This window comes from Streptomyces sp. BBFR102, assembly GCF_051397025.1.
GTDB lineage: Bacteria > Actinomycetota > Actinomycetes > Streptomycetales > Streptomycetaceae > Streptomyces.
Genome location: NZ_CP195757.1, coordinates 5,973,920 through 5,997,146 on the forward strand (window position 1 = coordinate 5,973,920; position 23,227 = coordinate 5,997,146).

The 23,227-nt window shown below is 75.1% G+C and carries 2 protein-coding genes; both read left to right on the forward strand.

Going from position 1 to position 23,227, the window contains the following annotated elements:
* The first annotated feature begins 35 nt into the window (after window positions 1-35).
* Complete coding sequence (locus tag ACSLIC_RS26165; protein ID WP_436740164.1) at window positions 36-6,185, forward strand: SDR family NAD(P)-dependent oxidoreductase; 6,150 nt, start codon at window positions 36-38, stop codon at window positions 6,183-6,185.
* A 413-nt stretch (window positions 6,186-6,598) separates the two neighbouring features.
* Window positions 6,599-23,215 (forward strand): type I polyketide synthase, encoded by a 16,617-nt coding sequence (locus ACSLIC_RS26170; RefSeq protein ID WP_436740165.1) that lies wholly within the window; start codon window positions 6,599-6,601, stop codon window positions 23,213-23,215.
* The last annotated feature ends 12 nt before the right edge of the window (window positions 23,216-23,227 follow it).

The window sequence follows — 23,227 nt, forward strand, 5'->3', positions numbered from 1 at the left end:
CGAGCTTGATCCACTACAGGAAGGTTCCCCACGTCATGCCCGATGACAAGAAGCTCGTCGACTACCTCAAGTGGGTCACGGCCGATCTGCACAAGACCCGTCGGCGGCTGGAGGAGGCGGAGGCCCACCGCCGCGAACCCATCGCGGTCGTCGGCATGTCCTGCCGACTGCCCGGAGGCGTCGCGACCCCCGAGGAGTACTGGCGGCTCCTGGAGGAGGGCCGAGACGGCATCGCGCCCTTCCCGGCCGACCGCGGCTGGGACCTCGACGCCCTGAACGGTGAGGGGGTCGGCAGCAGCGCGGCGGGTGAGGGCGGCTTCGTCGACGCCGCCGCCTTCGACGCGGGCTTCTTCGGGATCTCGCCCCGCGAGGCGGTCGCCATGGACCCGCAGCAGCGCATCCTGCTGGAGACCACCTGGGAGGCGGTGGAGAGGGCGGGCATCGACCCGGTCTCCCTGCGTGGCAGCCGCACCGGCGTCTACGTCGGCACGGCCGGTGTCGACTACGTCGGTGTCGTCATGAACTCCCGGGAGGACGCCGAGGGCCACGCCACCACCGGCCTCACCGCCAGCGTGGTCTCGGGCCGCCTGTCGTACGCCTTCGACCTCGCCGGGCCCGCCGTCACCGTCGACACCGCCTGCTCCGCCTCGCTGGTCGCCATCCACCTGGCGGCCCAGGCGCTGCGCAACGGCGAGTGCGGCCTCGCGCTGGCCGGCGGCGTCACCGTGATGTCCACCCCGATGGGCTTCTCGGGCTTCACCCGCCAGGGCGGCATCTCCACCAGCGGCCGCTGCAAGGCATTCGCCGACTCCGCCGACGGGACCGGCTGGGCCGAGGGCGCCGGCGTCCTCGTCCTGGAGCGGCTCTCCGACGCCCGCCGCCACGGCCACCAGGTACTGGCCGTCGTGCGCGGCTCGGCCGTCAACCAGGACGGTGCCTCCAACGGCCTGACCGCGCCCAACGGCCCGTCCCAGCAGCGCGTCATCCGCCAGGCGCTGGCCGGCGCCGGACTCTCCGCCGCCGACGTGGACGCCGTGGAGGCACACGGGACGGGCACGCCGCTGGGTGACCCGATCGAGGCGCAGGCGCTGCTGGCGACGTACGGGCAGGACCGGCCCGAGGACCGGCCGTTGCTGCTCGGCTCGGTGAAGTCGAACATCGGCCACCCCCAGGCCGCCGCCGGCGTCGCGGGCGTCATCAAGACCGTGCTCGCCATCCAGCACGGCGTCCTTCCCCGCTCCCTCCACATCGACGAGCCCTCCAGCCACGTCGACTGGAGCGCGGGCAACGCCCGCCTGCTCACCGAGAACACCGCCTGGCCCGAGACCGGCCGCCCACGCCGCGCCGGGGTCTCCTCCTTCGGCATCAGCGGCACCAACGCCCACGTCGTGATCGAGCAGGCGCCCGAGCCCGAGGAGCCCGCGGCGCCCGAGGACGGGACGCCCGCCGCCAGGCCCACCGTCGTCCCCTGGGTGGTGTCCGCGAAGACCCGCGAGGCGCTCGACGCGCAACTCGCCCGCGTCACCTCGGTCACCGGCCCCACACCGCTCGACGTCGGTCACTCGCTGGCCACCGGACGCTCCACCTTCGAACACCGTGCGGTTCTCCTCGCGGGCCCCGAGAGTGAACCGGCCGAGGCCGCGCGAGGACGGGCCACCGAGCGCACACTCGCTGTCCTGTTCTCGGGGCAGGGTTCGCAGCGTGCGGGGATGGGCCGGGAGCTGTACGGGCGTTTCCCGGTGTTCGCGGAGGCGCTGGACGCGGTGGCGGCCCGTCTGGACACGGGGCTGGAGCGTCCGCTGCGGGAGGTGCTGTTCGCGGAGGAGGGTTCGGAGGCGGCGGCGCTGCTGGATGCGACCGGGTACACGCAGCCCGCGCTGTTCGCGGTGGAGGTGGCGCTGTTCCGGCTGGTGGAGTCGTGGGGTGTCTCGCCGGAGTTCGTGGCGGGGCATTCGGTCGGGGAGATCGCGGCGGTTCATGTGGCGGGGGTCCTCTCGCTGGACGACGCCTGCGCGCTGGTCGCCGCCCGCGCCCGTCTGATGCAGGAGCTCCCCTCCGGTGGGGCGATGGTGGCCGTGCGGGCGGCCGAGGCCGAGGTGGCGCCCCGGCTGACCGACGGCCTGTCCCTCGCCGCCGTGAACGGTCCCGACTCCGTCGTCGTGTCCGGCCCCGAGAGCGAAGTGACCGCCCTCGCGGCCGAGTTCGAAGCCGAAGGGCGGAAGATCCAGCGTCTGTCCGTCAGTCACGCCTTCCACTCGGCGCTGATGGAGCCGATGCTCGACGCCTTCCGCGAGGTCGCCCGCTCACTGGTCTACGCCGAGCCGCGCGTCCCGGTGGTCTCCAACGTCACCGGCGCCCTCGCCGAGCCCGGTCAGCTCACCGACCCCGAGTACTGGGTGCGGCACGTCCGCGAGACCGTACGCTTCGCCGACGGCGTCCGCGCCCTCGCCGAGGCGGGAGCCGACGCCTACCTGGAGATCGGCCCCGGCGGCGTCCTCACGGCCCTCACCCGGCAGAGCCTCGACACGCCCGACGGCGGTCCCGGCGCCGTGGCCGCCCCGGCGCTGCGCTCCCGGCGGCCCGAGCAGGAAGCCCTGCTCACCGGTCTCGCCCAGCTGCACGTCGCGGGCGTCCGCGTCGACTGGGGCGCCTGGTTCACCGGCACCGGCGCCCGCCGCACCGACCTGCCCACGTACGCCTGGCAGCACCGCCGGTACTGGCCGCGCCCGCTCGCCCACGCCGCCGACCTCCCCGGCGCCGGACTCACCCCGGCCGAGCACCCCCTGCTCGGTGCCGCGGTCTCCCTCGCCGGTTCCGAGGGCGTCCTGCTGACCGGGCGCGTGGGCCTGCGCACTCATCCCTGGCTCGCCGACCACGTCATGGGCGGCCTCGCCCTCTTCCCCGCCACGGCCTTCCTCGAACTCGCCGTCCGCGCGGGCGACCAGGCCGGCTGCGGCCGCGTCCAGGAACTCACCCTCACCACTCCGCTCGCCCTCGACCCGCGAGGCGCCGCCTCCGTGCAGGTCGGCGTCGGCCCCCCCGACGCCGCCGGCTGCCGCCCGCTCGCCATCCACTCCCGGCCCGAGGACGCCGACGACGACGAGCCCTGGACCCAGCACGCCACCGGCGTCCTGGCCGCCGGAGCACGCCAGGTCGCCTTCGGCCAGAGTGCCTGGCCCCCCGCCGACGCCACCCCCGTCGACCTGGACGGCTTCTACGAGCGCACCGAGTACGGCCCGCTCTTCCAAGGGCTGCGTGCCGTGTGGACCCGGGACGACGAGGTCCTCGCCGAACTCGAACTCCCCGCCCGCGCCGACGACGCCGCCCTCTTCGGCCTCCACCCCGCCCTGCTCACCGCCGCCCTCCACGCCGTGGAGTACGTCGAGCTGAAGGACGCCGACCAAGGGCTCCTGCCCTTCTCCTGGTCCGGCGTCACCCTGCACGCCTCCGGGGCCGCCCGGCTCCGGGTCCGTATCACCAAGGCCGGTGAGGACACCGTCAGCATCGCCGCCGTCGACACCGCCGGCCGGCCCGTGCTGTCGGTCGAGTCGCTGGCCCTGCGGCCCTCCGGGGCGGCTCGCCTGCTCAAGCCCGGAACCGACCGCTCCACGCTCCTCGGCCTCGACTGGGTCCCCGCCGAACCCACCGGGCCCGCCGTCGCCGGCCCCCGGGTCGCCCTCGGCACCGACCCGTTCGGCACCGGCACCGTCCTGGCAGGCCTTCACGAGGTCACCGAGGCAGGCACCCAGGTCCTCGTACCCGTCCCCGACGGCGGCGAGGACCCGGTCACCGCCACCCACGAGGCGACCCGCGCCACCCTCGCCCTCGTCCAGGAGTGGCTGGACGGCCCCCGCCCGGCGGGCGCACGGCTGGTCTTCGTGGCGCGCGGCGTCGTGGCCGCCCGTCCCGGAGACATGGCCGCCAACCTGGCCGGGGCCGCGGTGTGGGGCATGGTCCGCACCGCCCAGGCCGAGCACCCCGCCGACTTCTCCCTGGTCGACGTCGAACCGGGCGCCCCGTTCCCCCTGGAGGCCGTCCTCGCCGTCGACGAGCCGCAGGCCGCCGTCCGCGACGGACAGGTCCTCGTCGGCCGCCTCGCCCAACTGCCCCCGCCCACGCCCCAGGGCGGTCCGGAGAACACCGACCCGTTCGGTGTCACCCGTGGCGGCACCGTCCTGGTGACCGGAGGCACCGGCACCCTCGGCGCCCGCACCGCCCGCCACCTCGTCACCCGCCACGGCGCCACCCGGCTCCTGCTGGCGGGCCGCCGGGGCCCCGACGCGCCCGGCGCCGCCGCCCTGTGCGAGGAACTGACCGCCCTCGGGGCCCAGGTCACCGTCGCCGCCTGCGACGTCTCCGACCGCGACGCCCTCGCCGCACTGCTCGGCGGCATCCCCGCCGAGCACCCGCTCACCGCCGTCGTGCACGCCGCCGGAGTCCTCGACGACGCCGTCGTCACCTCCCTCACACCGGACCGCCTGGCCACCGTCCTGCGGTCCAAGGCGGACGCCGCCTGGCACCTGCACGACCTCACCCGCGGCCTCGGCCTCGACGCCTTCGTCCTCTACTCCTCCATCTCAGGCGTCACCGCCCGCGCCGGCCAGGCCAACTACGTCGCCGCCAACCTCTTCCTCGACACCCTCGCCCAGCACCGGGCCGCCCAGGGCCTGCCGGCCCTCTCCGTCGCCTGGGGCGCGTGGGACCTCGACGAGGGCATGGCCGGCGACCTCCTCACCGACACCGGCCGCCGCCGTATCCGCTCCGGCGGCATCGACACCCTGCCCGGCGGCCGCGCCCTGGACCTTCTCGACACCGCGCTCACGCTCGGCGAGCCGCTGGTGGTCGCCACCAACCTGGCCGCACCGCCCGCCACCGCCCACCTCGACGAGGTGCCGCCGCTCATGCGGGGCCTGGTCCGTCCCCCGCGCCGGACCGCCTCCGCCACGACCGACGCCCCGGCCCGCGTCCTGGACGCGGCCTCCTTCCGCGAGGAGTTCGCGCATCTCGGCGCGGGGGAGCAGGAGACCACCCTGCGCGAGACGGTCGTGGCCTGCGCCGCGGCCCTCCTCGGCCACACCGACACCTCGGAGATCGACCCCGACCGCGACTTCCTGGAGCTCGGCTTCGACTCCCTGATCGGTATCGAACTGCGCCGCAAGCTCAGCGAGGTCACCGGTCTCCAGCTCCCCGCGAGCATCGTCTACGACAGCGGCTCCCCGAACGGGCTCACCGCCTGGCTGCGTACCGAACTCGGCGCGCAGGGCGGCGGCGCCCCGCAGACCGGCGCCGCCGGGGGCCCCACCGAGAACGACTCCATGGAGCGGCTGCTCCTCGACGGTCTGGCCCAGGGCAAGGTGCGCGAGGCACAGCGGATGCTCGCCACCGTCGCGGCGCTGCGCCCCTCCTTCGAGGTGACCGCCGAACTGGAGGACCTGCCCTGGCCGGTGACGCTCTCCGAGGGCCCCGCACCGACCCGCCTGGTATGCGTCAGCGCCCCCACCGCCAACGGCGGCGTCCACCAGTACGCCACCCTCTCCGGCCACTTCCGCGGCCGCCGCGACGTCACCGCGCTGCCCCTCATCGGCTTCAACACCGGTGAGGCCCTGCCCGCCCACGCCGAGGCGGCCGCGCGGATCATCGCCGACTGCACCCTCCAGGCCGCCGACGGCAAGCCCTTCGTCCTGGTCGGCCACTCCTCCGGAGGCTCCCTCGCCTACGCGGCGGCCGGAGTCCTGGAACACGTCTGGGGCATCCGGCCCGAGGCCGTCGTCCTCCTCGACACCCTCAGCATCCAGCACAAGAGCGACGAGGGCGTCGACTACAACGGCATGATGAAGTTCAACTTCACCGCCGTCGACGACTCCCCGGTGCGCCTGACCAACTCCCGCCTGTCCGCCATGGGCCGCTGGATGGTGCTCCTCAACGCCCTCGACGTGCACCCCACCACCGCCCCCGTCCTGGAGATCAAGTGCACCCGGGCGCTCATCGAGGGCGTCCCCGCCCCCGACCCCGAGCGCCTGTACCTTCCGGTCGTCCCCGACGCGGAGGTCCGCCCCCTGGACTCCGACCACCTCTCCCTCATCCGTGAGGACTCCGGCCCCGCCGCCGACCTCATGGACGCGTGGCTGACCGCCCTGGAGACCACGGCCGCCACCGACGAGCCGGAGACCGCCCCCGCCGGCTGACTGCCCCCCACCCGCGAGGCCCCGTTCCGTCACCCCCGACGGAGCGGGGCCTCGTCGGCCCCGGGATCGAGCGGGCCCGGCCCCTCCGAGCCGTCCCGCCCTCCGCCGTCGCGAATTCCCCGCCCGGCGATCCGCCCCGCCGATATCGGAAACCGTCGAGGGAATTCACCAGACCTCGGACGGAAAACCCGCCTCGACCGGAACCCGTGTCCCCACCAGCCTCCCCATGCTTTAGGGAAACCCGCAGTCCAAGACGGCCAGACTGGCTCTCGCACCGGGCCGTCCCGTACGGCCCGGGGCCGCTCTCCCGGACGAGTCCCCTGACTTCCGGGAGCGCGAACTGGGTCGGGGCGTGGAATTCGGGAATCGCCGCCTCCGCGTTTTCCGGTATCTCATGGAGAGGTGGGCACCTGATGTCGAACGAGGACAGGCTCCGCGTATATCTCAAGCGGGCCGTCACCGATCTCCAGGAGGCCCGGCAGCAGCTCAGCGACGCCGAGAACCGCGACCGCGAGCCCGTCGCCGTCGTCGCCATGGCCTGCCGCTACCCCGGCGGCGTGCGCACCCCCGAGGACCTGTGGGAACTGGCCCGCGACGGAGTGGACGCCATCTCCGCGTTTCCCGCGAACCGTGGCTGGGACCTCGACCACCTGTTCCACCCGGACCCCGCCCACCACGGCACCACCTACACGCGTGAAGGCGGATTCCTCCACGACGCCGGTGAGTTCGACCCGGCGTTCTTCGGGATCTCGCCGCGCGAGGCCCTGGCCATGGACCCGCAGCAGCGGCTCCTGCTGGAGACCTCCTGGGAGGCGCTGGAGCGCGCCGGCATCCTGCCCGACACCCTCGCGGGCAGCACCACCGGTGTCTTCGTCGGCACCGGGCACGGCGACTACGACGGCGCCTCGCGCGGCCGCCAGGAAGAGGTCGCCGGGCACCTGCTCACCGGCAACACGGTCGCCGTCGCCTCCGGCCGCCTGTCGTACACGTACGGCTTCGAGGGCCCCGCCGTGACGGTGGACACCGCCTGCTCCTCCTCCCTCGTCGCCCTGCACCTGGCCGTCCGTTCGCTGCGGCAGGGCGAATGCTCGCTGGCCCTGGCCGGCGGCGCCACGGTCATGTCGACGCCGAAGATGTTCACCGAGTTCTCCCGCCAGCAGGGCCTGGCGGCCGACGGGCGCTGCAAGCCCTTCGCCGCCGGCGCCGACGGCACCGCCTGGTCCGAGGGCGTCGGCCTGATCCTGCTGGAGCGGCTCTCCGACGCGCAGCGCAACGGCCACGAGGTCCTCGCCGTCATCCGGGGTTCCGCCATCAACCAGGACGGCGCGTCCAACGGCCTGACCGCCCCCAACGGCCCCTCCCAGCAGCGACTGATCCGCCAGGCCCTCATCGACGCCGGCCTCACCTCGGGTGAGGTCGACGTGGTCGAGGCGCACGGCACCGGCACCACCCTCGGCGACCCCATCGAGGCACAGGCCCTCCTCAACACCTACGGGCAGGACCGCGGCGACGCGCACCCGCTGCTGCTCGGCTCGCTGAAGTCCAACACCGGCCACACCCAGGCCGCTTCCGGCGTCGCCGGGGTCATCAAGATGGTGCAGGCCATGCGCCACGGCACCCTGCCCAAGAGCCTCCACGTCGACGCGCCCACCCCGCACGCCGACTGGGCGGCCGGGGGCGTGGAACTGCTCACCGAGTCCACCACCTGGCCCGAGACGGGCCGTCCGCGCCGCGCCGCCGTCTCCTCCTTCGGCGTCAGCGGCACCAACGCCCACCTCATCCTGGAACAGGCCCCCGAGGACCAGGCCCCCCGCACGGAGGACCCCGGCACCGAGCCCGCCGGAACGACCGGCGACGGGACGTGGCGGTCGTGGATGGTGTCGGGCAAGTCGCGTGCGGCGGTGGGGGAGCAGGCGGCGCGTCTGGCGGCGTCGGTGCGTGCGTCCGGGGCCTCGGTGCTGGATGTGGCGCATGCGCTGGTGTCGTCGCGGGTGGCGATGGACCGGCGTGCGGTGGTCGTGGGGTCCGACCGTATGGAGCTGCTCGCGGGGCTGGACGCGCTCGCCGCCGGGGGGCCTTCCCCGCGTCTGGTGGAAGGCTCGGTCGGTGAGGGCTCCGGCAAGGTCGCCTTTGTGTTCCCGGGGCAGGGTTCGCAGTGGGTGGGTATGGCGGTGGAGTTGTTGGGTTCGTCGCCGGTGTTCGCGGGGCGGGTGGCGGAGTGTGCGGCGGTGTTGGAGCCGTTCACCGGGTGGTCGTTGCTGGATGTGCTGAGCGGTGTGGAGGGTGCCGCGTCGTTGGAGCGGGTGGATGTGGTGCAGCCGGTGTTGTGGGCGGTGATGGTGTCGTTGGCGGAGGTGTGGCGGGCTCAGGGTGTGGAGCCGGGTGCGGTGATCGGTCATTCGCAGGGTGAGATCGCGGCTGCGGTGGTGGCGGGCGGTCTGTCGTTGGAGGACGGTGCGCGTGTGGTGGCGCTGCGGTCACGTGCGTTGCGTGTGCTGTCGGGTCTGGGCGGCATGGTGTCGGTGGCGCGGGGTGTGGAGGAGGTTCGTGGTCTGTTGGCGGGCTGGGAGGGGCGTATTGGTGTGGCGGCGGTGAACGGGCCGTCGTCGGTGGTGGTGTCGGGTGACGCGGATGCGCTGGACGAGTTCGTGGCCGTGTGTGAGGAGTCGGGTGTGCGGGCGCGTCGGGTGGCGGTGGACTACGCGTCGCACTCCGCCCATGTGGAGCGCATCGAGGAGGAGCTGGCCGAGCTCCTGGCTCCGGTGGTGCCGCGCTCGTGTGATGTGCCGTTCTACTCGACGCTGTCCGGCGGGGTGATCGACACGGCTGGTCTGGATGCCGGGTACTGGTACGGGAATCTGCGGGGGACGGTGGAGTTCGAGGCGGGGACGCGTGCGTTGCTGGCCGACGGGTTCCGGGTGTTCGTCGAGGTGAGTGCGCATCCGGTGGTGGCGACCGGGGTGCGGGAGACCATCGAGGACGCGGGGGTGCAGGCCGGTGTCGTCGGCACGCTGCGGCGTGACGAGGGTGGTCTGGAGCGGTTCGCGCTGTCGCTGGGTGAGGCGTGGGCGCTGGGTGCCGAGGTGGACTGGGAGACGCACTACGCGGGCACCCGGACCCGCCACGTCGACCTCCCCACCTACCCCTTCCGCCGTGACTGGTACTGGCTGACGCCCGCCGAGTCGGCCGCAGCGGCGGCCACCGGCGACCTCGCCGACGGCGACTTCTGGTCGGCCGTCGAGAGCGGTGACCTCACCCGGCTCTCCTCCGTGCTGGAGGTCACCGGGGACGACGTGGAGGCGTTCGGCACGCTGCTGCCCGCGCTGGCGTCCTGGCGCCGTCGCCGCACCCTGCGCTCCACCCTCGACACCTGGCGCTACCGCGTCACCTGGACCGCGCTGACCGGTGCAGACGGCGCCGTCCCCGCCGGCCGCTGGCCCGCGCTCGTCCCCGCCGGCCACGCCGACGACCCCTGGGTGCGCGCGGTACTGGGCGCCCTCACCGCTCGCGGCCTGCGCGTCGAGCGCCACGACCTCACCGGCGACGAGGACACCGCCGCGCTCACCGCCCTGCTCACCGGCGCCGGTGACACCGAGACCGACGGCGTCGAAGGCATCGCGGGCGTCCTCTCGTTCCTCGCCCTCGACGAGCGCCCCCACCCCGACCACCCCGCCGTACCGCGCGGCCTCGCCACCGCCAAGGAGCTGCTGCACGCGCTGTCCGGCACCGAAGCCTCGCTGTGGGCGCTGACGCGCGGCGCCGTCGCCGTCGACAGCCGCGACCGGCTGACCTCGCCCGTCCAGGCCGAGACCTGGGGCTTCGGACGCGCCGCCGCCCTGGAACTCCCCGACGCCTGGGGCGGCCTCGCCGACCTGCCCGCCGACCCCGACGCCCGCAGCCTCACCCGCCTCGCCACGCTCCTCGGCGGCCCCGAGGACCAGATCGCCGTACGCTCCTCCGGCGCGTACGCCCGCCGGCTGGCCCGGATGCCGCTGCCCGAGCCGCCCCGGGCCACCGGCGCGGACGCGGAACTCGCCGTGCGGGCGGCCGACGACGGGATCGGGGGCTGGGGCGACCACGACACCGTCCTGGTCACCGGCGGCACCGGCGCGCTCGGCGCCCGCGTGGCCCGCTCGCTCGCCGCCTCCGGCGCCCGCCACCTGGTGCTGACCAGCCGCCGCGGGCCCGGCAGTCCCGGTGCCGCCGAACTCGCCGCGGAACTGGAGGAGCTGGGCGCCCGGGTCACCGTCGCCGACTGCGACGTGGCCGACCGCGACCAGCTCGCCGGTCTGCTGGACTCCCTCCCCGCCGACCTCCCCCTCACCGGCGTCGTGCACGCCGCCGGTGTCCTGGACGACGGTGTCCTCGACGCCCTCACCCTGGACCGCTTCGACACCGTCCTGCGCCCCAAGACCCTCGGCACCGCCAACCTCCACGAGCTGACCCGCGGGCACGGCGTCACCCTGTTCGTGCTCTTCTCCTCGATCGTCGGTGTCCTCGGCAACGCCGGACAGGCCAACTACGCCGCCGCCAACGCCTATCTGGACGCCGTCGCCGAGCAGCGGCGGGCCGAGGGCCTGCCCGTCACCTCCGTGGCCTGGGGGCCGTGGGCCGACGCGGGCATGGCCACCGCCGACGTGCTCGCCGACCGGATGAGCCACGACGGGCTCGCCCCGATGGACCCCGAGACCGCTGTCGCCGCGCTGCGCGCCGCCGTCGCCGAGGGCGCCCCGCACGCCACCGTCCTCGACGTGGACTGGCGGTCCTACGCCTCCGCCATGACCGCGGCCCGGCCCAGCCCGCTCGTCGGCGACCTCCCCGAGGTCCGCCGTGCTCTGGAGGCGGCCGCCGCCACCGCGCCCGACACCCACGCCCTGCGCGACCGGCTGCGCGGCCTCGCCCCCGCCGAACAGGACCGGCTGCTCACCGACCTGGTCCGCGCCGAGGTCGCCACCGCGCTGCGCCATTCGTCACCGGAGGCCGTGGACGTCAACCGTGCCTTCAAGGACCTGGGCTTCGACTCGCTGACCGCCGTGGAGGTCCGTAACCGGATCACCGCCGCCACCGACGTCAAGCTGCCCACCACCCTCCTCTTCGACCACCCCAACACCCGGGCGGTCGTCGCCCACCTGCGTACCCTGCTCCTCGGCGACGAGCGCCCCACCGCGCCCGTCGTCGTCTCCGCGGGCGCCACCGACGAGCCCATGGCGGTCGTCGCCATGGCCTGCCGCTTCCCCGGCGGTGTTACCACGCCCGAGGAACTGTGGCACCTCATGGCCGCCGAGGTGGACGCCGTCTCCACCCCGCCCGAGGGCCGCGGCTGGGACCTCGACGCCCTGTACGACCCGGACCCCGAACGCCACGGCACCACCTACAGCCGTGAGGGCGGCTTCATCCAGGACGTCGCCGGGTTCGACCCGGCGTTCTTCGGGATCTCGCCGCGCGAGGCCCTGGCCATGGACCCGCAGCAGCGGCTCCTGCTGGAGACCTCCTGGGAGACCTTCGAACGCGCCGGCATCGACCCGGGAACCCTGCGCAACAGCGCCACGGGTGTCTTCGTCGGCAGCATCACCACGGACTACCAGGTCCGCCTGGGCGGCGCCGCCGCCCAGGAACAGCTCGCCGGCCACCTCATGACCGGCAACGCCTCCAGCATCGCCTCCGGCCGCCTGTCGTACACGTACGGCTTCGAAGGCCCCGCCGTCACCATGGACACCGGCTGTTCCTCGTCCATGGTCGCCCTCCACCTGGCCCTGCAGTCGCTGCGCACCGGCGAGTGCACGATGGCCCTGGCCGGCGGTGTCACCGTCATGTCCACGCCCGAGCCCTACGTCGAGTTCTCCCGGCAGCGGGGCCTGGCGGCCGACGGGCGCTGCAAGGCATTCGCCGAGGGCGCCGACGGCATGGGCTTCGCCGAAGGCGTCGGCCTGGTCCTGCTGGAGCGGCTCTCCGACGCGCGCCGCAACGGTCACCCGGTACTCGCCGTCATCCGGGGTTCCGCCCTGAACCAGGACGGTGCCTCCAACGGCCTGACCGCCCCCAACGGCCCCTCCCAGCAGCGCGTCATCCGCCAGGCCCTCGCCAACGCGGGCCTCGCCCCGGGCGAGGTCGACGTGGTCGAGGCGCACGGCACCGGCACCCCGCTCGGCGACCCCATCGAGGCGCAGGCCATCCTCGCCACCTACGGCCAGGACCGCGACCCGGCCCGGCCGCTGCTGCTCGGTTCGCTCAAGTCCAACATCGGCCACACCCAGGCCGCCGCCGGCGTCGCCGGCATGATGAAGATGATCCTGGCGATGCGGCAGGGCACCCTGCCCAAGAGCCTCCACATCACCCGGCCGACCTCCGTCGTGGACTGGTCGAGCGGCGCCGTCCGCCTCGTCACCGAGTCCACCCCCTGGCCCGAGACCGGGCGTCCGCGCCGCGCCGGCGTCTCCTCGTTCGGCATCAGCGGCACCAACGGCCACCTCATCCTGGAGGAGGCCCCCGCCCCCGAACCCGCCGAGGACGAGCCTGCGGACCCGTTCACCGAGCCCTCCGCGGACGACTCGGCCGACACCGTCCGGTCGTGGATGGTGTCGGGCAAGTCGCGTGCGGCGGTGGGGGAGCAGGCGGCGCGTCTGGCGGCGTCGGTGCGTGCGTCCGGGGCCTCGGTGCTGGATGTGGCGCATGCGCTGGTGTCGTCGCGGGTGGCGATGGACCGGCGTGCGGTGGTCGTGGGGTCCGACCGTATGGAGCTGCTCGCGGGGCTGGACGCGCTCGCCGCCGGGGGGCCTTCCCCGCGTCTGGTGGAAGGCTCGGTCGGTGAGGGCTCCGGCAAGGTCGCCTTTGTGTTCCCGGGGCAGGGTTCGCAGTGGGTGGGTATGGCGGTGGAGTTGTTGGGTTCGTCGCCGGTGTTCGCGGGGCGGGTGGCGGAGTGTGCGGCGGTGTTGGAGCCGTTCACCGGGTGGTCGTTGCTGGATGTGCTGAGCGGTGTGGAGGGTGCCGCGTCGTTGGAGCGGGTGGATGTGGTGCAGCCGGTGTTGTGGGCGGTGATGGTGTCGTTGGCGGAGGTGTGGCGGGCTCAGGGTGTGGAGCCGGGTGCGGTGATCGGTCATTCGCAGGGTGAGATCGCGGCTGCGGTGGTGGCGGGCGGTCTGTCGTTGGAGGACGGTGCGCGTGTGGTGGCGCTGCGGTCACGTGCGTTGCGTGTGCTGTCGGGTCTGGGCGGCATGGTGTCGGTGGCGCGGGGTGTGGAGGAGGTTCGTGGTCTGTTGGCGGGCTGGGAGGGGCGTATTGGTGTGGCGGCGGTGAACGGGCCGTCGTCGGTGGTGGTGTCGGGTGACGCGGATGCGCTGGACGAGTTCGTGGCCGTGTGTGAGGAGTCGGGTGTGCGGGCGCGTCGGGTGGCGGTGGACTACGCGTCGCACTCCGCCCATGTGGAGCGCATCGAGGAGGAGCTGGCCGAGCTCCTGGCTCCGGTGGTGCCGCGCTCGTGTGATGTGCCGTTCTACTCGACGCTGTCCGGCGGGGTGATCGACACGGCTGGTCTGGATGCCGGGTACTGGTACGGGAATCTGCGGGGGACGGTGGAGTTCGAGGCGGGGACGCGTGCGTTGCTGGCCGACGGGTTCCGGGTGTTCGTCGAGGTGAGTGCGCATCCGGTGGTGGCGACCGGGGTGCGGGAGACCATCGAGGACGCGGGGGTGCAGGCCGGTGTCGTCGGCACGCTGCGGCGTGACGAGGGTGGTCTGGAGCGGTTCGCGCTGTCGCTGGGCGAGGCGTGGGCGCTGGGTGCCGAGGTGGACTGGGAGACGCATTACGCGGGCACCCGGACCCGCCACGTCGACCTCCCCACGTATGCCTTCCAGCGGCAGCACTACTGGCCGCGTTTCGCCGAGCTGGGCGGTGACGTCAGCTCGGCCGGCCTCGACTCGCCCGACCACCCCCTGCTCGGTGCCTCCGTCGAACTGGCGGGCGGTGACGGCCTGGTGGCCACGGCACGGTGGTCGCTGCGCACCCACCCCTGGCTGGCGGACCACGCGGTGTCCGGCACGGTGATCGTCCCCGGAACCGCGCTCGTGGAGTCCGTGATCCGGGCCGGAGACGTCCTCGGCTGCGGCCGGATCGAGGAACTGGCCCTCCAGGCCCCCGTGGTCCTCCAGGGACGGGGCGAGGCACAGGTTCAGATCGGCGTCGGCGAGCCCGACGCCTCCGGCCGCCGTCCCGTCACCGTCCACACCCGCACCACCGGCCCCGACGGCGCCACCGAGGAACTCTGGACGCTCCGCGCCCAGGGCACCCTCACCGAGCCGGGCGCCCCCGCCGTCGACCGGCCCGAGGAGTTCACCGCCTGGCCGCCCCCCGGCGCCACCGCCGTCGCCGCCGAGGGCTTCTACGAGCTGCTCGCCGCCCGTGGCTACGAGTTCGGGCCCGTCTTCCAGGGCGTACGCGCCACCTGGAGCCGCGGTGAGGACCTGTACGCCGAGGTCGTCCTGCCCGAGGAGGTCCGCGGCGAAGCGGGGCGGTTCGGCATCCACCCCGCGCTCCTCGACGCCGCCCTGCACGCCGCCCACCTCGCTCCCGGCAGCGCCGGGCGCACGGTCGTCCCGTTCACCTGGAGCGGGGTCTGCCTGTACGCCGCCGGAGCGACCTCGCTGCGCGTCCGCGTCTCCCCGGCAGGGCAGGACGCCATCTCCGTCCAGCTCGCCGACCCGACCGGCGCCCCGGTCGCCACCATCGACGCCCTGGTCGTACGCGAGATCGGGCCGGACACCCTCGATCCGTCCGCCCGCGCCGCCCGCGACTGGCTGTTCCGCCTCGACTGGACACCGGTCACGCCGCCCGCCTCCGTCCCGGCCGCCACCGGCTGGGCCGTCCTCGGCACCCCGGCCGCCCCGGTCACCGCACCCGACGGCAGCGGAACCGCGCTGCCCGCCTTCGCCACCCCCGGCGGGCTGGCCGAGCACACCGAGGCCACCGGTCACCGGCCGGGCGCAGTCCTGCTGTTCGCCGGGGCCGCCGCGACGGGCACGGCCGCCGCGCCCGACGCCGAGCCGGGCGTCCCGGACGCCGTCCTCGGCGACGTGCTCGCCACCGTCCAGAGCTGGCTCGCCGACGAGACCACCGAGGGCGTCCCGCTGGTCGTCGCCACCCGCGGCGCCGTCCCCACCGGCCCCGCCGACCCCGCCCACGACCTGCCCGGCGCCGCCGTCTGGGGCCTGGTGCGCTCCGCCCAGTCCCAGCATCCGGGCCGCCTCGTCCTGGTGGACCTCGACGTCCACGACGACTCCTGGCTCGCCCTGCCGGCCGCGCTCGCCGCCGGTGAGCCCCAACTCGCCCTCCGCGAGGGCGCCGCGTACGCGCCGCGCCTGGTCCGCCCCCGCACCTCCGACACCCTCACGGTGCCCGAGGGGGCAGGGAACTGGCGCCTAGACATCCCCGAGAAGGGGTCCGTCGACCGGCTGGACCTCGTCGCCGCCCCCGGGACGGCCGAGGAGCCCGCCGCCGGCGAGGTGGTGATCGAGGTGCGTGCCGCCGGACTGAACTTCCGCGACGTCCTCAACACCCTCGGCATGTACCCCGGCCCCGCCGTGCTCCTCGGCGCCGAGGCGGCCGGTGTCGTCGCCGCCGTGGGCGAGGGAGTCACCGGCTTCGCCCCGGGCGACCGCGTCATGGGCCTGGTCTCCGGCGGCTTCGCCCCCCGCGCCGTCGCCGACGCCCGCATGCTCGCCCCCGTACCCGACGGCTGGACCTGGGCGCAGGCCGCCTCCGTCCCCGTCGCCTTCCTCACCGCCTACTACGGACTGCGCGACCTCGCCCACCTCGACTCCGGCGAGTCCGTCCTCGTGCACGCCGCCGCCGGCGGTGTCGGCATGGCCGCCGCCCAGCTCGCCCGCCACTGGGGCGCCGAGGTCTACGGCACCGCGGGCGACCACAAGCGCATCCTGCTGCGCGCCGACGGCTGGGACGACGCCCACCTCGCCTCCTCCCGCACCCTCGCCTTCGAGGACCGCTTCCGCGCCACCAGCGGCGGCCGTGGCGTCGACGTCGTCCTCAACTCCCTGGCCGGCGACTACATCGACGCCTCCCTGCGGCTGCTCGCCCCCGGCGGACGCCTCGTCGACATGGGCAAGACGGACGTCCGCGACCCCGGGCAGGTCCTGTGCGACCACCCCGCCGTCGCGCTCTACCAGGCGTACGAACTGCGTGAGGCCGGTGAGGACCGCATCCAGGAGATGTTCCGCGACCTGTCGGAACTCTTCGCCTCCGGAGCCCTGCGCCCCCTGCCCACCGTCACCTGGGACGTCCGGCACGCCCGAGAAGCCTTCCGCCACATGGCCCAGGCCAAGCACTACGGCAAGATCGTGCTCACCCTGCCGCGCGCCTGGGACCCCGAGGGCACCGTCCTCGTCACCGGGGGCGCCGGTGTCCTCGGCGGCATCCTCACCCGCCACCTCGTCACCCGCCACGGCATGCGCCACCTCGTCCTCACCGGCCGCCGGGGCCCCGACACCCCCGGCGCCGGAGAACTCGCCGCGGAGCTGCGGGAACTGGGCGCCGAGGTCACCCTCGCCGCCTGCGACGCGGCCGACGCCGACGCCCTCGCCGCGGTGCTCGCCGCCGTCCCCGCCGAGCACCCGCTGACCGCCGTCGTCCACGCCGCGGGCGTCCTCGACGACGGCGTCCTCGAATCCCTCACCCCCGACCGGCTGCGCACCGTCCTCGCCCCGAAGGCCGACGCCGCCCGCCACCTGCACCGCCTCACCCGCGACCTCGACCTCGCGGAGCTGGTCCTGTTCTCCGCGGGCGCCGGCGTCTTCGGCAACGCCGGACAGGCCAACTACGCCGCCGCCAACACCTACCTCGACGCCCTCGCCCACCGGCGCCGCGCCGACGGCCTGCCCACCACCTCCCTCTCCTGGGGCCTGTGGGCCGACACCAGCGCCCTGACCGGGCAGCTCGACGACACCGACCTCGCCCGGGTGCGCCGCTCCGGTGTCCTGCCGCTCTCCGCCGCCGACGGCACGGCCCTCTTCGACGCCGCCCTCGCCGAGCAGCGCCCCCACCTGGTGCCGGTCCGCCTGGAGACCGGGCAGCTGCGCGCCTCCGGCGACGAGGTCCCGCCCCTGCTGCGCTCCCTGTACCGGGGCCCGGCCCGGCGCACCGCCGACGCGGGCGCCGCGACCGGTACCGACGGCCTGCGCGCGCGCCTGGCCGGCCGCTCCGCCGAGGACCGGCTCAGCACCCTGCGCGACCTGGTCGGTGCCCACGCGGCCGCCGTCCTCGGCCACGACGACACCGAGCCGTTCCACGCCGGCCGCGCCTTCCGCGACCTCGGCTTCGACTCGCTGACCGCCGTCGAACTGCGCAACCGCCTCAGCACCGCCACCGGTCTGCGGCTGCCCGCCACCCTCGTCTTCGACCACCCGACCGTCGCCGCGCTCGCCGCCCACCTCGACGGCGAACTCTCCGACGGCACCCCGGCCGCGCTCCCCGCCGCGCCCGCACCGGCTCCCGCCGCGACCGGCGACGACGAGCCCTTCGCCGTCGTCGGCATGGCCTGCCGCCTCCCCGGCGACATCCACTCGCCCGAGGACCTGTGGCGGCTGCTGGCCGACGGCGCCGACGCCGTCGCGCCCTTCCCCGACGACCGTGGCTGGGACCTCGCCCGCCTCTACGACTCCGTCCCCGAGGGCCAGGGCAGTTCCCGTACCCGCGAGGGCGGCTTCCTCCACGACGCCGCCGACTTCGACGCCGACTTCTTCGGCATCTCCCCTCGTGAGGCGCTGGCCATGGACCCGCAGCAGCGCCTGCTCCTGGAGACGGCCTGGGAGACCTTCGAACGCGCCGGCATCGACCCCCGCTCGGTACGCGGCAGCCGCACCGGCGTCTTCGCCGGCCTCTCCTCCAGCGACTACCTCAAGCGCGTCACCCACGTCCCCGACGAGATCGCCGGATACGTCAACAACGGCAACGCCCACAGCATCGTCTCCGGCCGCGTCTCCTACGCCCTCGGCCTGGAGGGCCCGGCCGTCACCGTCGACACCGCCTGCTCCTCCTCCCTCGTCGCGCTGCACATGGCGCTCCAGGCCCTGCGACGCGGCGAATGCACCATGGCTCTGGCGGGCGGCGTCACCGTCATGTCCTCGCCCGAGATCATCGTGGACTTCTCCCGGCAGCGCGGCCTCGCCGCCGACGGCCGCTGCAAGCCCTTCGCCGAGGCCGCCGACGGCACCGGCTTCTCCGAGGGCGTCGGCCTGATCCTCGTCGAGCGGCTCTCCGACGCCCGCCGCAACGGCCACCAGGTGCTCGCCCTGATCCGGGGCTCCGCCGTCAACCAGGACGGTGCCAGCAACGGCCTCAGCGCCCCCAACGGCCCCGCCCAGCAGCGGGTGATCCGCCAGGCCCTCGCCGACGCGGGTGTCGGCGCCGCCGAGGTCGACGCCGTCGAGGCGCACGGCACAGGGACCCGCCTCGGCGACCCGATCGAGGCCCAGGCGCTCCTCGCCACGTACGGCCGCGACCGGGACGGCGGCCACCCGCTGCTCCTCGGCTCCGTCAAGTCCAACCTCGGCCACACCCAGGCCGCGGCCGGTGTCGCCGGGGTGATGAAGATGGTGCTGGCCCTGCGTCACCGCCTGCTCCCCGAGAGCCTGCACATCGACGCGCCGACCCCGCACGTCGACTGGGTGGACTCCGGCGTGCGCCTGCTGACCGAGGCCACCGCCTGGCCCGAGCCCCCCGCCCCCCGCCCGCGCCGCGCCGCCGTCTCCTCCTTCGGCATCAGCGGCACCAACGCCCACGTGATCCTGGAGGAGGCCCCCGCCGCCGCCGGCCCGGACGGCGGCGAGCCGGAGCCCACCGGCGCCGACGCGACGGAGACCGGCCCCGCGCCCCTGCCGTGGGTACTGTCCGCCCGCAGCGAGGCCGCCCTGCGCGGCCAGGCCAAGGCCCTCCTCGCCCACCTCGACGCCCACCCCGGGACCGACCCCGCCGACATCGCCCACACCCTGGTCACGCGCCGGGCCCAGCTGGAGAAGCGGGCCGTCGTCGTCGGAAGCGCCACCGGCGACTTCCGCGCCGGCCTCGCCGCCCTCGCCGAGGGCAGCCCCGCCGCCCACGTGGTGACCGGCGGCCGGGGAGCCGGACGCGACCGCCGGACCGTCCTCGTCTTCCCCGGACAGGGTTCCCAGTGGGCCGGCATGGGCGCCGAACTCCTCGACGCCAGCCCGGCCTTCGCCGACCGCGTCGCCGCCTGCGAGGAGGCGCTCGCCCCGTACGTCGACTGGTCCCTGACCGCCGTCCTGCGCCAGGAGGAGGGCGCCCCCACCCTCGACCGCGTCGACATCGTCCAGCCCGTCACCTGGGCCGTGATGGTCGCCCTCGCCGAGGTGTGGCGCGCCCACGGCCTGCGCCCGGCCGCCGTCCTCGGCCACTCCCAGGGCGAGATCGCCGCAGCGGCCGTCGCCGGAGTGCTCTCCCTCGCCGACGCAGCCAGGATCGTCGCGGTCCGCAGCCGGGCCATCGCCCGCGAACTCTCCGGACACGGCGGCATGGTGGCCGTCACCGCCTCGCACGACGAGGTGACCGCCCTCCTCGCCGACCTGCCCGGCGTCTGTGTCGCCGCCGTCAACGGACCCTCCTCCGCGGTGGTCTCCGGCGACACCGGTGGCCTCGACACGCTCCTCGCCGCCTGCGAGGAACAGGGCGTCCGCGCCCGCCGCGTCCCCGTCGACTACGCCTCCCACTCGGCCCACGCCGACCGGCTCGCCGAGAGCCTGCCCGCCGCCCTCGACGGCATCGAGCCCCGCGACGGCGACATCCCCTTCTTCTCCACCGTCACCGCGGACTGGCACCCCGGCACCGGACTCGGCGCCGACTACTGGCACCGCAACCTGCGCGGCACCGTCCGCCTGGAGGAGTCCTTGCGGGCCCTCGTCGAGCAGGGCCACGACGTCTTCGTGGAGTGCGGCCCGCACCCGGTGCTCACCGTCGGCATCGAGGACACCGTCGCCGCCCTCGGGGCCGACGCGGTGGCCCTCGGCTCGCTGCGCCGCGACGACGGCGGCCCCGCCCGTGTCCTGACCGCCCTCGCCGCCGCCCACGTCGAAGGCGTTCCCGTCGACTGGCGCCCCGCCGTGTCCCACGGCACCCCCGTCGACCTGCCGACCTACGCCTTCCAGCGCCGGCGGTACTGGCTGGAGGCCGGCACCCCTCAGGGCGACCCGGCCGGCCTCGACACCGTCGTCCGCCTGGCCGATGGCGGAGCCGTCCTCAGCGGCTCCCTGTCCCTCGCCACCCAGCCCTGGCTGGACGCCCACCGGACCCATGGCGTCGCCGTCCTCCCCACCACTGCCCTGCTGGACTGGGCGGTCCGGGCCGGCGACGAGACCGGCCTGCCCGTGGTCGCCGCACTCGACGAGCACAGCCCGCTCGTCGTGCCCGAGGAGGGGCGCGTCGAGATCCAGCTCACCATCTCCGCTCCCGAGACCAACTCCCGGCCGTTCTCCGTCCACTCAAGGCCGCACGCCGCCGACGCGGGAGAGCCCACCACCCCCTGGACGCGGAACGCGACCGGCGCCCTCACCGACCGGCCCACCACCACCCCGCAGGCTTCCGGCCCCTGGCCGCCCGCCGACGCGGTCGCGGGTGACCCTGCCCCTGCGCGCGCCCTCGCCGAGGACCGCGGTCTCGACCTCGCCGCGCCCTTCGACACGGTGCGCTCCCTGTGGCGTGCCGACACCGACGTCCTCGCCGAGGTCGCACTTCCCGACACCGCGCACGCCGAGGCGGCGCGTTTCCGCCTCCACCCGGCGCTGCTCCAGACCCCGCTCGCCCTGGCCGCGACCGCCGAGGAGGCCACCGCACCCGTCCTGCCCGCCGCCTGGCGGGACGTCACCGTGCACGCCACCGGCGCCACCAGGCTCCGCGTCCGCCTCACCCCGGGAGACGACGCCACCTGGACCGTCGAAGCCCGCGACGCCGCAGGCGACCTCGTCCTCACCGGCACCGCCGTGACCCGCCCGGCCGGCCCCGACCGGCTCCCCGCCACCGCCGGCCCCGACGCCCCGCACCGGGTCGTCTGGCTCCCGTGGACCGACAGCACCTCCTCCGCCAGCCCGGAACCACACGGTCCGTGGGCCGTCATCGGTGCCCCCGGACGGCTCGCCGCCGCCCTCGAACGCAGCGGCGCCACCGTTCAGCTCCACCCCGACCTGGCCGCCCTCACCACCGCCCTCGACAACGACGAGGCGGCACCTCCCGCCCTGGTCGTCGCCTTCCACGGCCACGACAGCGGCGAGGACCCGACGAGCGCCGCGCACACCTCCGCGACCCGTGCCCTGGAGCTGTCCACCGCCTGGCTCCGGGAGCCGCGCCTCGCCGACGCCCGGCTCCTCCTGGTCACCGAGGGCGCCGTCGCCACCGGCCCGGACGACTCCGTTCCCGGCCTCGCCGACGCCACCGCCTGGGGCCTGCTGCGCTCCGCCCAGACCGAGCACCCCGGACGCTTCCTCCTGGCCGACCTCGACCCCGCCCCCGGCGGCACCGACGAGGACAGCGCCGCGGACACCCTGATCGCCGCCGCCGCGGCGGCCGGGCGCACCGGCGAGCACCAGCTCGCCGTACGGGCCGGCACCGTCACCGTGCCGCGCCTCGTCCCCGCCGGCCACCCGGAGGGCGCCCCCGCGCCCACCGCCACCGCCCCGTGGGGCGAGGGAACCGGAGCCGGCACCGTGCTGATCACGGGCGGAACCGGCACCCTCGGCGCCCTCGTCGCCCGTCACCTCGTCACCCGCCACGGCGTACGTCACCTGCTGCTCACCAGCCGTCGCGGGCCCGACGCCCCCGGCGCGGCGGCCCTGCGCGAGGAACTCGCCGCGCTGGGCGCCGAGGCCGAGATCGTCGCCTGCGACGTCGCCGACCGCGAGCAACTGGCCGGCGCCCTCGACGCCGTACCGGCCGAGCACCCCCTGACCGCCGTCGTCCACACGGCCGGCGTCCTGGACGACAGCACACTGGACGGCCTCACCCCCGACCGCGTCGCCCACGTCCTGCGCCCCAAGGCCGACGCCGCCTGGCACCTCCACGAACTCACCCGCGACACCAAACTCACCGCGTTCGTGATGTTCTCCTCCTACGCGGGCGTCGCCGGTGGCCCCGGTCAGGCCAACTACGCGGCCGCCAACGCCTTCCTCGACGCCCTCGCGCAGCACCGCCGGGCGAGCGGCCTGCCCGCGCACTCCCTGGCCTGGGGCCTCTGGGAGGACCGCAGCGACCTGACCGGCGCCCTCGACACCACCGGTCTCGCCCGCCTGGAACGCTCCGGCATCCGGCCCCTCACCGCCGGACAGGGGCTCGCCCTCCTCGACGCGAGCACCGCCCTGGACACCGCCCACCTCGTCCCCGTACGGCTCGACACCCGCACCCTGCGCGCCGACGAGGTGCCCCCGCTGCTACGGGCCCTGGCCCGCCCGGCCGTACGGCGCGCCGCCGACTCCGGGCCCGACGCGGCCACCGGCGCTTTGGCGGACCTCCGCGAGCGGCTGGCCGGCCTCAGCGGCCCCCAGCAGCGGGCGCTGCTGCACCGTACGGTCCTCGGCCACCTCGCCGCCGTCCTCGGCCACGCCTCCGCCGCGTCCCTCGACGCGGACCGCGGCTTCCTCGACCTCGGGATGTCCTCGCTGACCGCGGTCGAACTCCGCAACCGGCTCAACGCCGACACCGGGCTCTCCCTGCCCACCACCCTGATCTTCGACCACCCGGACCCGGCCGCCCTCGTACGCCACCTCCAGGCCGAACTCGGCACAGCCACCGGCCAATCCGACCAGCCCGTCTTCGCGGAACTGGCCGCCCTGGAGGCCGCCGTCGGCGGCGCCGCCCTCGACGACCAGGACCGCGCCCGCCTGGCGCAGCGACTCAAGGCCCTCGGGTGGAAGCTCGACGCCACCTCCCAGGACGCCGAAGAGCCCGACGACGACTCCGACCTCGACACCACCACGGACGACGAGATGTTCGACCTCATCGACAACGAACTCGGGCTCGCCTGACGGCGCCTGGCC

What these genes read in the sequence shown, in the direction of transcription:
- ACSLIC_RS26165 (WP_436740164.1), top strand. Translation starts at nt 36, where the DNA reads ATGCCCGATGACAAGAAGCTCGTCGACTACCTCAAGTGGGTCACGGCC.
- ACSLIC_RS26170 (WP_436740165.1), top strand. Translation starts at nt 6,599, where the DNA reads ATGTCGAACGAGGACAGGCTCCGCGTATATCTCAAGCGGGCCGTCACC.